Below are 13,195 nucleotides of genomic sequence, written 5' to 3' on the forward strand. Positions count from 1 at the left end.
ATGCGTAATCTGAAGACGTTGAAGTGCGACATGCTCCTGCGAAGGCAGGAGCGTGACTGCGCAAGGGGCGAACATGGCCTCGAGTCTTCGAGACGTTCCGCCGAACACGGCTTCACGTCCCTGAAGCGTTCCGCAGAACACGGCTTCACGTCCCCCAAACGTTCCGCCGAACACGGCTTCACTCTGGTCGAACTGATGGTCGTGATCGTCATCATCGGCCTGCTTGCCACCATCGTGGCGATCAACGTCATTCCGGCCACGGATACGGCGCGCGTAGAAAAGGCGAAGGCCGACATCGCCACCATTGAGCAGGCACTGGAACAATATCGGCTCGACAACCTGACCTATCCGTCCGCGACCGACGGGTTGCAGGCGCTCCTCATTCCCCCGGCCTCGCTTACCCAGCCGCAGCGTTACAGGCGCGGGGGCTATATCAAGAAGCTGCCCAACGATCCCTGGGGACGTCCCTATACCTATGCCGTGCCGGGGCGGAAGGGCGCGTTCGACATCAGTTCGCTGGGGGCGGACGGACAGCCGGGTGGCGACAATGAAAATGCCGACATCTATTCCAGCGATCTTTGATCGCCCGCAGCATGGCTTCGGTTCCTTGAGGCGTCCCGCCGAACACGGCTTCACGCTGATCGAACTGATGGTCGTGCTGACGATCATCGGCTTCATTTCAGCCGTGGTGGTGCTGGCGATCCCCGACCCCCGCGGCCGGGTGATCGAGGATGCCGACCGCTTCGCCGCTCGCCTTGCCGCGGCGCGCGACGAAGCGGTCGTCACTGCGCGTCCCATGGGGGTGTGGGTTTCGGCTTCGGGCTACGGCTTTCAGCGCCGCGACGGCGGCCAATGGGTTGGGCTGGAGGACAAGCCCTTCGTCACCGTCAGTTGGAAGGCCGGAACGCGCGCGCTGGTCGGCAAGGATGGACGGCAGCAGATCGGCTTTGACGGAACGGGACTTCCGACCGATCCGATGACCGTGACCCTCGCCCGCGAGGGGGAGCGGGTGTCGATTTCGGTCGACATGGCCGGTAAGGTCGCGGTCGGTGGCTAGGTCGCGCCTCGTCCTTGCGACGCCGCCTACCGCGGAGCGGGGCTTCACCCTGCTCGAAATGCTGGTGGCGCTGGCGGTGTTCAGCCTCGCCGCCCTCGCGCTCGTCCGCCTGCAGGGCGTGACCCTGCACACCGCCGCCGACCTCGACAGCAAGGCAATGGGCCAGATCGTCGCGCGCAACCTGATGGTGGAGGTGCAGACCGATCCCGCACCGCCTTCGCTTGGCAGTGAAGAGGGCGACGTCGACAATGGCGGTCGGCGCTGGCATTGGACGCGGGCGGTCAGGGCGACCAATGACAGGCGCCTGCTCCGGGTCGACCTGACGGTAAACGGGCAGGCGGGCTCGTCCCCCGTGGTGCTGAGCTTCGTGCGGGCAGTGCAATGAGACGGGCCGTTTCCGCCGAGCACGGCTTCGAGTCTTTTGGGGGTTCCGCCGAACACGGCTTCACTTTCCTGAACCGCTCCGCCGAATACGGCTTCACGCCCCTGAAGCGTTCCGCCGAACACGGCTTCACGCTGATCGAACTGCTCGTCGCCTTGATGATCTTCGCCATGCTGGCGGCGGCGGGGGTGCTGCTGCTGGGCAACAGCGTGTCGGCTCAGGCGCAGATCAAGCTGCGGCTCGACGACATGGCGGCGGTGCAGCGGGCAAGCGGCGCGCTGGCGGCCGATCTGGGGCAGGCGGTGCCCCGCATCAGCCGCACCGAAGCGGGCACGCTGGCGCCTGCTTTCTGGTCGCATCGGGAGGGGGAGAACCTGCCCGTCCTCCAGTTCGTACGGGGTGGCTGGGACAATCTGGGCGACCTGCCGCGTCCCTCGCTCCAGAAGGTCGAATATTGGGTGCGGCAGGGGCGGCTGGAACGGCGCACTTATGCACAGGTGGATGGCGCGGCGGGCGATGAGCCGGCCGCACTGCTCACGCAGGTCGAAGATGTCGCGCTCCGCTTTCGCGACGCCAGCGGCGACTGGCGCGACCAATGGGTGCCGACACAGCCTGACCTGATGCCCCGCGCCGTGGAAATGACGGTGAGGCGGACGGGCGAATCGCCGGTGACGTTGCGCTTCCTGGTCGGACCGGGCCCGGCCGAAAGGCTGGAAGGGGTGCCGGCCAATGGCTGATCGCGGAAAGGCGGGCGAGCGCGGCGCGGCGCTGTTGACCGTGTTGCTGCTGGTGGCGGTGATGGCGGTGGTCGCATCGACCGCGCTGGAGCGGCTGGCGCTGGCCACGCGGATGACCGGCAATGGCGGCGCGATCGATCAGGCCCGCGCCTTTGCCGATGCGGGGATCGAGATCGCGCGCCTGCGGATCGGCGATCTGGTGACGGCCAATCCGGGCAAGACGACGCTGGCGGGGAACTGGATGGGTACGCCGCAGGCGATCCCGATGCCGGGCGGCACGGCGATCGCGCGCGTCACCGATGGCGGCAATTGCTTCAACCTCAACAGCGTGGTCGCGGGCGAGAATGAGGCGAACCTGAAGGTCCGTCCGGTCGGCGTGTCGCAATTTCAGGCTTTGCTGCAGGCATTGGGGATCGACGCCCGGCAGGCACAGGTCGCCGCCGCCTCGCTCGCCGACTGGATCGACACTGACAGCGTGCCCCAGCCCGGCGGCGCGGAGGATGAGACCTATGCGCGGGCGCCACGGCCCTATCGCACCTCCAACCGCTTCATGGTCGACGCTAGTGAGCTGCGCGCGGTGAATGGCGTGACGCCTGCAATCTATGATGTGGTGCGGCCATGGGTCTGCGCCCTGCCGACGGCCGATCTGTCGCCGATCAATATCAACACGCTGCTGCCGGATCAGGCGCCCCTGTTCGCGATGATGCTCCAGGGCCAGCTTAGCGTGGCGCAGGCACGGCAATTGCTGGCGCAGCGGCCTGCGGAAGGCTACGGCAGCACCGTGCAGTTCTGGGCTCCTCTGGCGAGCCAGGGGATCAGCCCGCTGGAAGAGGTTGGGCAGCAGGTCAAATTGACGACAGGGTTTTTCAGAGTGGACGTGTCGGTGAATGTCGGGGGGACAGAGGTGGTGGAATGGGCACTGATCGATGCGCGGCAGAGCCCGGCTAAATTGATCCGCCGTAGCGGGAGCAGCGGCGCATGAGCGTGCGGGAAGGATTGATCGTCGCCCTGCCGCAACAGGGCGAGCCGTTGTGGATGCGGGTGGTGGAAGGCGCCGTCGTCCAGAGCGGAACGGGCGCGAACTGGCTGGCGGCCTGCGGCCTCACCGCGCTGCCCGATGACGCGATCGTGTTGCTGGTGCCGCCTGCCGCGCTAGTGACGCTGAACTGGATCGAATATCCCGATCTTGCTCCCCGTCAGGGGCGCGCGGCGGCGCGGTTAGCGGCGCTCGCCGGCGCTATCGTGCCCGCAGACCAGCTTTTCGCCGCCGCCGATGAGAATGAGGATCCGGCGCGCCCGCACTGCATCGCCGTCGCGGCGCGCGCGGACATGCAGCACTGGCTGCTCTGGGCGCAGCACCATGGGCTCGACCCCGACATCATGGTGCCCGCCCCGCTGCTGCTGCCGGAACCGCAAGAGGGGTTTGAACGCGGCATGATCGGCGGCGAAGCAGTGCTGCGCGGGACCGATCTGGTGCTGGCGGGTGACCTGGTCTTGCCGGAACTGATAGGTAAAGCCGTTGTGCGGGATGTGCCCGCTGCTCAGATTGATGCGCTGGCGGTTGCGGCGCTGGAGCGGCCACCGATCGATCTGCGGCAGGGCGACTTTGCCAAACGGGTGAGACGGCCGTTCGACAAGCGAAGGATTGCCCGGATCATGCTGTGGAGTGGGCTCATCCTGTTCGTCAGTTTGCTGATGGCGCTGATCGGGACTGCGCGACAGCATGTCGCCGCAAACAGTCTCGATGCGGAAAGTCTGGCGCTTGCCCGGCAGGTCGTGCCCGGTGCCACCGACCTCGACCAGGCGGAGGCGGAGATGGAGCGCCGGCTCGCGGCGCGAGGAGCGGGGGCCTATGCCTTCACGGCGCCGGTGGCAGGGCTGCTCAGTGCGATGCAGGACGCGCCGGGCGTGTCGCTGACCGCGCTGTCGCGTGATAACGACGGCATGATCCGCGCCACGCTGGCCGCGGCGAAAGTGGAAGATATCAACATGGTACTGCTCGCACTCCAGGCGGAAGGTTTCACGATCACCGCCACGCCTTCGCAGGAGCCCGGCGGACGGATGCTGGCGGATATCACGGTGCAATCATGATGGAACGGTTACGGGTCTTGTGGGGTGAACGAAGCCCTCGCGAACAGTGGATGCTGGGCGTGATGTTCGCGCTGCTGGCGGCGGTGATCCTTTGGCTCGGCATAGCGCGGCCACTCGCCGCGGCGCAGCGTTCGGTGCGCGATGCCTTGCGGGAGGCGACGGACCGCAACGCCGCCATCCGCGCGAAGGTGACGTTGCTGAAGTCGCTGCCACGCACGGCGGGGCCGATCGATACGGCCGTGCCGCTGGAGCAGTTCATCGGCCAGAGCGCTGGCGAGGCCGGGTTGACGCTGGAACGCGCGCAGGCGCAGGGCGCGGACCGCGTCGACATGGCTATCGCCTCCGTCCGCCCGGTTGCGCTGCTGTCGTGGCTCGCCGCATTGGAAGCGCGGGGCATCCGAGTCGAAACGATGAGCGCGCGGCCGGCCGCGACGGCGGGCAGCGTCTCGGTGCAGGCCGTGCTGGTTCGGGGCGGGCAATGATGGGGCTCCATCTTTCGCGGCCGATGCGCATCGCGCTCATCGCTCTGTTCGCATTGGGCTTCCTAATCTTCCTTCCCATGCGCATCGCGCTCGGCATGACAGGTCTGGAGCGGCTGGGCGTGGCGGCGCGGGAGGTGCGCGGCACGGTGTGGAGCGGCAGGCTCGACCAGTTGATGCTGGGCACGGTATCGCTGGGGTCCGTCCATGCTGGCCTGTCTCCCCTGTCGTTGCTGGTGGGGCGGGCGCGGTTCGACGTCTGGCGCCGCAACGGCGTGGCGGATGATCTGAGCGGCGCGCTGACGGTCGGCTTCGGGCGCATGGGGATCGACGATGTGACAGGCGCCGTGCCGCTGGGCCGGACCTTCGCGCCTCTGCCGGTGAGCAGCTTCGTCATGGAAGACGTGTCGGCATGGTTCTCCGGCGACCGTTGCGGCCATGCGGAGGGGCGGGTCCGGGCGCAGATGGCGGGTCAGTTTCCGGGACTCAACCTGTCCCAGGGCCTGTCGGGCGTGGCCAGTTGTGATGGCGATGCGCTGCTGCTGCCGCTCGTCAGCCAGTCGGGGTTGGAAAAGGTCAATCTGCGCATCTGGCGATCGGGTCGTTACCTGGCGGAAATGCGGGTGGAAACCGCCGATGCTGCCCTGGGCGAGGCATTGGCCAGCGCGGGCTTTGTCGATGCTGGCGGCACGCGCGTGCTGAAGATCGAAGGAACGCTGTGATCCAGGCCTTTCCTGCCCTGCTGGGCGCGACGGCGGGGGCAATAGCCGGGAGTTTCCTCGCGACGATCATCCTGCGCTGGCCGCAAGGGCGCGGCGTGCTGCGTGGTCGCTCGGCCTGCGACGGCTGCGGGCGGGTCCTTGGCGTCGTCGATCTCGTGCCGATGGTGAGCGCGCTGGTTCAGCGCGGCCGGTGCCGGAGCTGCGGCGCCCCCATCGACCCGCTGCATGGCCGGGTGGAGGCGGGATGCGCGATCATCGGCGCGCTTGCCCTGGGCTTTTCGCCCGATCCGGGTGGGGTGGGGTGGGCCATGCTGGGCTGGCTCCTCCTGACGCTGGCGGTGCTCGACAGGCGGCATTTCTGGCTGCCCGACGGGTTGACCCTGCCATTGGCCTTCCTGGGCTTCACCATCGGGCCATGGGTCACCGACACGACGATGGCAGGGCGGGCGATCGGCGCAATGACCGGCTATCTGACGCTGTTGCTGATCGCGTTCGGATATCGGCGATTTCGTGGGCGCGACGGGCTGGGCCTGGGCGATGCCAAGCTGCTGGGCGGACTGGGCGCCTGGTTCGGCTGGCAGGCCTTGCCGTTCATCCTGCTGCTTGCCGCGAGCGGGGGGCTGCTGGCGGTCGGCGCGGTCATGGCGACGGGCAGGAGGATCGATGGCGCGACGCGCCTGCCGCTGGGGACTTTCCTCGCCATCGCGGCAGTGCCGGGATGGTGGCTCGCAACTGTCCTCACCAGCGCGGGCAGATAACCGGCAAGAGAAATTTCGCGATGCCGTGAAACCCCGTTGACCCATCAGCCTGCTCTGCTTATAGCGCCGCCTCACCGCAGGGCGCCGCCCGGCGGACAGCCCATGGGGCGGAGTAGCTCAGCTGGTTAGAGCAGCGGAATCATAATCCGCGTGTCGGGGGTTCAAGTCCCTCCTCCGCTACCACCTTTACAGACTGTCGTTCCCAAGCGGATTTTCCGCTTGCATTCGTCCTTCCCTGTTGCACTAATGTTGCAACGCACAACCAGCCGATTGTCGGCTGAGGGAGGATCGATACTTTGCCCTTCCACGAAATGTTTGAGCCGGATGGTTCGATACGCCCCTGCTACGCGGAAGTGCAGAATTGGGTGGAGCGAACCGGCATTGCCGGGCTCAATCGTCGAATGGATGAGGCGGAGGCGATATTCCGGCGCATCGGCATCACCTTTGCCGTCTATGGCGAGGGGGGCGATCCGGAACGGCTGATCCCCTTCGACCTGCTGCCCCGCATCTTCATGGCCCAGGAATGGCGCGTGCTGGACAAGGGCATTCGGCAACGGGCGCGGGCGCTCAACGCCTTTCTCCACGATGTCTATCATCGCGGCGAGATTGTGAAGGCGGGGATCATGCCCGCGGACATCATCTACCAGAACAGCGCCTATCTGGCGGAAATGGCCGATTTCACCCCGCCGGGAAAGGTGTACAGCCATATCGTTGGCATCGACATCGTCCGCACCGGGCCAGCGCGGTTCGAGGTGCTGGAGGATAATTGCCGCACTCCCTCCGGCGTGTCCTACATGCTGGAAAATCGCGAGATCATGACTCGCATGTTCCCGGAACTCTTTGCCCAGGGCGTGGTCGCGCCGGTCGATGACTATCCGGCCGAATTGCTGAAAAGCCTGAAGGAAGTCGCGCCGCCCGCCTGCAGGGGCGATCCGGTGGTGGTGGTGCTGACGCCCGGTTCGCTCAACAGCGCCTATTATGAGCACAGCTTCCTTGCGGACCTGATGGGCGTGGAACTGGTGGAGCCGGCGGACCTGTTCGTCGACGATGACCGGGTCTGGATGAAGACCACGCTGGGGCCAAAGGCTGTCGATGTCATCTACCGGCGCATTGACGATGAATATATCGATCCACTGGTGTTTCGGGCGGACAGCCTGCTGGGCGTGCCCGGCATCTTCAATGTCTACCGCAATGGCGGGGTGACGCTGGCGTCGGCGCCGGGATCGGGGATCGCGGACGACAAGGCCGTGTACATCTACGTGCCGGACATGATCCGCTTCTATCTGGGCGAGCAGCCGATCCTGGACAATATCCAGACCTGGCAATGCGGTAAGCCGGACGAATGCGCCTATGTGCTGGAAAATCTGCACGAACTGGTGGCCAAGGAGGTTCATGGATCGGGCGGCTACGGCATGCTGATCGGGCCGAAATCGACCAGGGACGAGATCGCGGCCTATGCCGACCGCATCCGTGCCAATCCGGGCGAGTTCATCGCCCAGCCGACCCTCGACCTGTCGACCGTGCCGACATTGGGACCGGCGGCGGTTGTGGGGCGGCATGCGGATTTCCGGCCCTATTGCCTGGTGGGCAAGCAACTCAGGCTGGTGCCCGGCGGATTGACGCGGGTGGCGCTGACCGAAGGATCGCTGGTGGTGAACTCCAGCCAGGGGGGCGGGGTGAAGGACACCTGGGTTTTGCAGGACTGATGATGCGCGCATTCATGTCCATATCTGATCGGAAATCTCTCGCATGCTGAGCCGGACCGCGGAGAATCTCTTCTGGATGGCCCGTTATATGGAGCGGGCAGAGGCCACCGCGCGTCTGTTGACCATGGGGCAGCGCATGGCCATCCTGCCTGGCGCGCATCATCGCGAAGAGTGGCGCTCGGTGGTGCGGGCGACCGGAGCGCTCAATCATTTCCCCGAAGGCGCGCCGGTGACGGAGAGCGACGCCATCGCCTTCCTGATGCTCGACATCGACAATCCTTCCTCCATCCGTTCCTGCCTGCTCAAGGCCCGCGCCAACGCCAAATCGGCCCGTACCATGCTGACGCAGGACATGTGGGAGGCGCTGAACGAAGGCTGGCGCAAGCTCGACAGCTATGACGTGGCGGAGGCGCGGCAGCAGCTTCCGGCGCTGATCGACTGGGTCAAGACGCGGGTAATGACCTTCCGCGGCGCGGCGCATTCCGGGCAGCTCCGCAATGAGGGGCATGATTTCCTGCGTGCCGGCTCCGCGCTGGAACGGGCGCAGATGACGCTGCGCCTGCTGGACGTCAAATATTATGTGCTGCTGCCGGAGACGGAGGTCGTGGGCGGCAATCGCGACCATTATCAATGGACGTCGGTGCTGTACGCGCTGTCGGGCGCGCGGGCCTTTCACCATGTCTATGGCGGTACCTATACGCCCTGGCAGATCACGGATTTCCTGATGCTGAACCGCCTGTTCCCGCGCAGTGTCGCCTATTGCTATGACCAGCTTGCCTATCGGCTGAACCGCCTGGCGGGATGGCATGACGCGCGATCGGCCTGCCACGACACCGTGCGCCAGATGGTGGCCGATCTGGAGCAGCTGGACAGCGGCGAAATCTTCCGGGCAGGCCTGCATGAAACGGTGCAGAATGGCCTGATGAACACCAACCGGCTGGGCGTGGAGATCGCCCAGGCCTATCATTTCGGCTGAGGGGAGGGCGCGCATGAAACTGCTCGTCCGTCACCAGACCGTCTATCGCTATGAGGCTGCGGCCGGGCGGGTGGCGATGCGGTTGAAGCTGATGCCCGTCGATACGCCGACGCAGAAGGTGCTCGACTGGCAGGTGAGCGTCAATGAGGAGCCGCTGACCGGTTTCCGCCGCAACAGCTATGGCGAGATGGAGGCGATCTGGGTTCGGCACGACCGGATGGACAATGCCGTCATCGTCGCGGAAGGACTGGTGGAAACGCGGGAGGGTCATGGCGTGGTGGGCTGGCTCGGCTGCCCGGTGAACCCGCGCTATTTCCTGCGGGAGACGCGGCTGACCGGGACATCACCGGAAATCCGGGCGATGGCGCTGTCCCTGCCGGACGAGGACGGGCCGCTGGCGCGGCTTCATGCGCTGTCGGCCGCCGTCAGCGATGCCGTGGCCTATCGCGCCGGCGTGACGACCGCCGACACCACGGCGGCGGAGGCTTTCGCGCTGGGTGCCGGGGTCTGTCAGGACCATGCGCAGGTGTTCATCGCCGGCGCGCGGGCGATGGGCATTCCGGCGCGCTACGTGTCCGGCTATCTGCTGGCCGATGAGGGCGATGTGCTGCACGAGACCCATGGCTGGGCGGAGGCGCTGGTGCCCGAACTGGGCTGGGTGGGATTCGATCCTTCCAACCGGGTCTGCGTGACGGAGCGCTATCTGCGTCTCGCCTGCGGGCTGGATGCGGACGAGGCCGCGCCGATACGCGGTTCCGTGACTGTGGCGGGCGATATCTGGATTGACGCGGACGTCCGGATCGCGCAGGCGGAGGACGGGGTGGAGGAGCGGCAGCTCCAGCGGCAGCAGCAACAAGGTGCGCAGACCACCACGCAGGGTTGAACGACGACAGGAGCCCTTGGGGCAATGACTTATTGTGTGGCGGTGCGGGTCGACCAGGGGCTGGTCATGCTGTCCGACACCCGCACCAATGCGGGGATGGACAATATTGCCCGCTTCCGCAAGAGCTTCACCTACAGCGTGCCGGGCGAGCGCGCGATCACCATGATGTGTTCGGGCAATCTGTCGATCACCCAGGGGGTGAAGGCGATGCTGAGCCGCGCGATCAAGGATGCGGCGCTGGACCCGGACGTGGAAACGATCCTCAACTGCTCCACCATGCACCGCGTCGCGCAGATCGTGGGGGAGGCGATGTGCACGATGCAGGGTCGCTATCGCAGCACCATAGAGATGCAGGGCGCGGCGGCGGACGCCTCCATCCTGATCGCCGGCCAGCGCAGGGGTGGCAAGCCGCGGCTCTACCTCATCTATTCGGCAGGCAATTTCATCGAGGCGACGGAGGACACGCCCTTCTTCCAGATCGGCGAGCATAAATATGGCAAGCCGATCCTGGATCGCATCGTGAAGCGCGAAACCAGCCTGGAGGATGCGACCAAGGCAGTGCTGGTGTCGATGGATTCGACCCTGCGCTCCAACCTGTCGGTGGGGATGCCGCTGGACCTCACGGTGATCGAGCGGGATGCCTACGACTTCCGCGTGCGGACCCGGATCGAGGCGGACAATGAGGAATTCCAGCTTCTCTCGCACAGTTGGTCGGCCGCGCTGCGCAAGGGGTTCGAGGATTTGCCCAACGTCCTCGACTGACGGGACTGGCGCCCGCCAAGGTTCAGCTTCTCGCCCGTCAAGCAAATCCATCGCTTGCGCCTCCGGTCGCTTGGCCTATCTCATCCCGACAGACGAATCGCAGCCGGAAAGACATTCATGACCGCCACCCATTCGACCCGCATGCTGATCCTCGGTTCCGGCCCGGCCGGCCTGTCCGCCGCCATCTATGGCGCGCGCGCGGGGCTCGCGCCGATCGTGGTCCAGGGCATGCAGCCGGGTGGCCAGTTGACGATCACGACCGACGTCGAAAATTATCCGGGTTTCCGCGACGTGATCCAGGGGCCCTGGCTGATGGAACAGATGCAGGCGCAGGCGGAGCATGTCGGCGCGCAGATGATGTATGACCAGATCGTCGACGTGGACCTTTCGGAGCGGCCCTTCCGCCTGAAGGGCGACAGCGGCACGCTCTATTATGCCGACAGCCTGGTGATCGCCACCGGCGCCCAGGCCAAATGGCTGGGCACCGAGGGCGAGCAGCTCTTGCAGGGCAAGGGCGTTTCGGCCTGCGCGACCTGTGACGGTTTCTTCTATCGCGGCAAGAAGGTGGTGGTGATCGGTGGCGGCAATACCGCGGTGGAGGAGGCGCTCTACCTCACCAACCACAGCCATGACGTCACGCTGATCCACCGCCGCGACTCGTTGCGGGCGGAAAAGATCCTCCAGCAGCGCCTGTTCGCGCATCCGAACATCAAGGTGCTTTGGAACCAGGCGGTGGAGCGTTTCGTCGGCGGCGGCAATCCGGAGGGTCTGGTCGGCGTCGACCTGGTCGACACGGTGACCGGCCACAGGTCGCATATAGAGACGGATGGCGCTTTCGTCGCCATCGGCCATCAGCCCGCCACCGAGCTGTTCGTCGACAAATTGCCGATGGATGAAGGCTATCTGCTGGTGGAAAAAGGCACGACGAGGACCGCTGTTCCTGGCGTGTTCGCGGCGGGCGACGTCAGCGACAAGGTCTATCGCCAGGCCGTGACCGCCGCGGGCATGGGCTGCATGGCCGCGCTGGACGTGGAAAAGTTCCTGGCCGAAGCCGATTTTGAGGCCGTCGCGGCGGAATAGGGCGGTTCTTCCGCTGGCGGTAATTGGCCAGTTGTCGTCATGAGGCACAGCGGGCTCCTGCGAAGGCAGGAGCCCAGTTCAGACGATGCGATGATTCACTGAGGGCGGAACCGGGCTCTTACGAGCCACTCGTCTCGTTCGAATGCCTTCGCAGGAGCGGGGCGCGTTTCCATTAAATCAGGACGGCCTCCGAATTTGGCCGCCAAACCGGGAACTCAGGCCCCCGTCTTCGCCCGCGCAAAGGCAACAAGCGATCCGAACGTCTCGAACGTGTCGCCGTCTATATCCTCATCCTCGATCAGGATGCCGAAGCGGTCTTCCATTTCGGTAAGCAGGCCTGCGACGGCCATGGAATCCAGTTCCGGCAGCGCGCCGAAAAGCGGCGTGTCCGCATCGAACGCATCGACCCGCTCCTGCGACAGGGCCAGCACATCGCGCAGCAAGGCGCGCATCATCATTTCGATATCCATGGTCCGGTCGACCGGTTGTGCATTGTCCGCCCGCATGATGGGGGCCTACCTAGTCGTTCCGCCGCTAGCCTACAAGCGCGGAAATGGCCGCCCGCGCGGCGGGGAGCCAGATTGACGCCCTTCTGGGATTGAAGAAATCAAGCCGGTAGAGCGTTTCGCGCTCCTCCATCCAATCGGTCTTGTAGCCATTGTCGCCGGTTCCATAGTCGATCGTCGCGACATGATCCTGATCGATGGCGTGGCTGAACATCGCATGGCTGAGCAGGCTGCCGGGGGATGCCCCGTCGAACGCCTGGTCATGCGCCAGCTTGTGGATCAGCGCGGTGCCGTTCTCCACCGTCCAGAGCTGGGTCGCCACCGGCTGACCCTCCAGCCGGGCGAAGCCCAGGCGGAGCGTGCCCGCGTCGCTTTCCCGCTGCGCCAGCGCATGCAGAAAGCGCAGATCGGCTTCGGGCTTCTTCCAGCTTCGTTCCTGCACGGCGGCATAGTCGCGCCACAACGCCTCGGTCAGCCGGTCCGCGATGCTGAGGGTGAAGCGGCTCGCACGCTTCTTGCGCGCTATCAGCGTACGCAGGCGCCCGGGCCTCTGCGCCCAATATTCGTCGAAGGTTCGACCGTTCAGGTGCAATATATGCCGTCCGCCCATCGGCCGCCGGACGCTGAACCAGCCTGCGCGGCGAAAGGCGTCGAGCAGCATGTCCGACGCGGACGTAACGGGATAGAGGTCGACCTGGGCACTGTCCGTCAACAGGGACTGGGCGATGACTTCGACCAGGCGGCGTCGGACCGACTCGTCCGAAGGGCCAAGGAAGACCGGACGCCAGTCGAAACTGTACCAGTTGGCAAGAGCGCTCAGCCGTCCCGCGCCGGGGGAAAGCAGGAACAACCATGCCTGGCACTCCCCCTCCAACGCCTGGAAGATGCGGACGCCGGTCGTCGGAAAGCAATGCGCATGGAGCGATTCGAACCAGTCGATGCGGTCGAACAGCAACGGCGTGCAGGCGCGGTCGAGCGCTGAACCCAACGCGCGGCGCGCTTGTTCGACGCTGCGATATTCCCTTGCGACCAGCAAACCATTATCTCCCCGGCGAC

At 65.7% G+C, this 13,195-nt stretch carries 16 protein-coding genes and 1 tRNA gene; 15 read left to right on the forward strand and 2 right to left on the reverse strand.

Annotated elements, in window-relative coordinates:
• Nucleotides 1–30: 30 nt before the first annotated feature.
• The 15 genes from gspG to trxB all read left to right on the forward strand — a co-directional run bounded on the left by gspG (nucleotide 31) and on the right by trxB (nucleotide 11,633).
• Nucleotides 31–582, forward strand: coding sequence for a type II secretion system major pseudopilin GspG (gspG, locus tag ACN9MX_RS19285; protein WP_363830461.1), 552 nt, complete (start codon nucleotides 31–33; stop codon nucleotides 580–582).
• Nucleotides 583–607: 25 nt separating this feature from the next.
• On the forward strand, nucleotides 608–1,057 hold the full coding sequence (locus tag ACN9MX_RS19290; RefSeq protein ID WP_414714654.1) for a GspH/FimT family pseudopilin: 450 nt from the start codon (nucleotides 608–610) through the stop codon (nucleotides 1,055–1,057).
• Nucleotides 1,050–1,442, forward strand: a complete 393-nt coding sequence (gspI, locus tag ACN9MX_RS19295; RefSeq protein WP_363737056.1) for a type II secretion system minor pseudopilin GspI — start codon at nucleotides 1,050–1,052, stop codon at nucleotides 1,440–1,442. The genes ACN9MX_RS19290 and gspI overlap by 8 nt, the downstream gene beginning before the upstream one ends.
• Entirely contained in the window at nucleotides 1,439–2,176 is a 738-nt protein-coding gene (gspJ, locus tag ACN9MX_RS19300) for a type II secretion system minor pseudopilin GspJ (protein WP_363830313.1), read from the forward strand. The genes gspI and gspJ overlap by 4 nt, the downstream gene beginning before the upstream one ends.
• Entirely contained in the window at nucleotides 2,169–3,158 is a 990-nt protein-coding gene (gene gspK, locus ACN9MX_RS19305; protein ID WP_363830316.1) for a type II secretion system minor pseudopilin GspK, read from the forward strand. Before gspJ ends, gspK begins: the two co-directional genes overlap by 8 nt.
• Nucleotides 3,155–4,267, forward strand: coding sequence for a type II secretion system protein GspL (gene gspL, locus ACN9MX_RS19310; protein ID WP_363756371.1), 1,113 nt, complete (start codon nucleotides 3,155–3,157; stop codon nucleotides 4,265–4,267). The genes gspK and gspL overlap by 4 nt, the downstream gene beginning before the upstream one ends.
• Entirely contained in the window at nucleotides 4,264–4,749 is a 486-nt protein-coding gene (locus ACN9MX_RS19315; protein ID WP_363737052.1) for a type II secretion system protein M, read from the forward strand. The genes gspL and ACN9MX_RS19315 overlap by 4 nt, the downstream gene beginning before the upstream one ends.
• Nucleotides 4,746–5,468 (forward strand): type II secretion system protein N, encoded by a 723-nt coding sequence (gene gspN, locus ACN9MX_RS19320; protein WP_363830319.1) that lies wholly within the window; start codon nucleotides 4,746–4,748, stop codon nucleotides 5,466–5,468. Before ACN9MX_RS19315 ends, gspN begins: the two co-directional genes overlap by 4 nt.
• Nucleotides 5,465–6,226, forward strand: a complete 762-nt coding sequence (locus ACN9MX_RS19325) for a prepilin peptidase (protein WP_363830321.1) — start codon at nucleotides 5,465–5,467, stop codon at nucleotides 6,224–6,226. Before gspN ends, ACN9MX_RS19325 begins: the two co-directional genes overlap by 4 nt.
• A 106-nt stretch (nucleotides 6,227–6,332) precedes the next feature.
• Nucleotides 6,333–6,409 (forward strand) — tRNA-Met (locus ACN9MX_RS19330).
• A 113-nt stretch (nucleotides 6,410–6,522) separates the two neighbouring features.
• Nucleotides 6,523–7,932, forward strand: coding sequence for a circularly permuted type 2 ATP-grasp protein (locus tag ACN9MX_RS19335; protein ID WP_363737049.1), 1,410 nt, complete (start codon nucleotides 6,523–6,525; stop codon nucleotides 7,930–7,932).
• A gap of 43 nt (nucleotides 7,933–7,975) precedes the next feature.
• Nucleotides 7,976–8,908, forward strand: a complete 933-nt coding sequence (locus ACN9MX_RS19340) for an alpha-E domain-containing protein (RefSeq protein WP_363737048.1) — start codon at nucleotides 7,976–7,978, stop codon at nucleotides 8,906–8,908.
• A gap of 13 nt (nucleotides 8,909–8,921) precedes the next feature.
• Nucleotides 8,922–9,791, forward strand: a complete 870-nt coding sequence (locus tag ACN9MX_RS19345; RefSeq protein ID WP_363737047.1) for a transglutaminase family protein — start codon at nucleotides 8,922–8,924, stop codon at nucleotides 9,789–9,791.
• Between the two features lie 24 nt (nucleotides 9,792–9,815).
• The gene (locus ACN9MX_RS19350) at nucleotides 9,816–10,553 is read left to right on the forward strand and encodes a peptidase (protein ID WP_363737046.1); all 738 of its coding nucleotides are present in this window, start codon (nucleotides 9,816–9,818) and stop codon (nucleotides 10,551–10,553) included.
• Between the two features lie 117 nt (nucleotides 10,554–10,670).
• On the forward strand, nucleotides 10,671–11,633 hold the full coding sequence (trxB, locus tag ACN9MX_RS19355; RefSeq protein ID WP_363737045.1) for a thioredoxin-disulfide reductase: 963 nt from the start codon (nucleotides 10,671–10,673) through the stop codon (nucleotides 11,631–11,633).
• A gap of 215 nt (nucleotides 11,634–11,848) precedes the next feature.
• Here trxB and ACN9MX_RS19360 read toward each other — a convergent pair whose 3' ends face one another.
• Nucleotides 11,849–12,139 (reverse strand): acyl carrier protein, encoded by a 291-nt coding sequence (locus ACN9MX_RS19360; RefSeq protein WP_363830324.1) that lies wholly within the window; start codon nucleotides 12,137–12,139, stop codon nucleotides 11,849–11,851.
• Between the two features lie 28 nt (nucleotides 12,140–12,167).
• Nucleotides 12,168–13,175: a GNAT family N-acetyltransferase gene (locus tag ACN9MX_RS19365; protein ID WP_363830327.1), complete on the reverse strand. Its 1,008-nt coding sequence runs from the start codon at nucleotides 13,173–13,175 to the stop codon at nucleotides 12,168–12,170.
• Between the last annotated feature and the right edge of the window lie 20 nt (nucleotides 13,176–13,195).

It is taken from the genome of Sphingobium sp. R-21 (assembly GCF_049913335.1).
Taxonomy (GTDB): Bacteria; Pseudomonadota; Alphaproteobacteria; order Sphingomonadales; family Sphingomonadaceae; genus Sphingobium.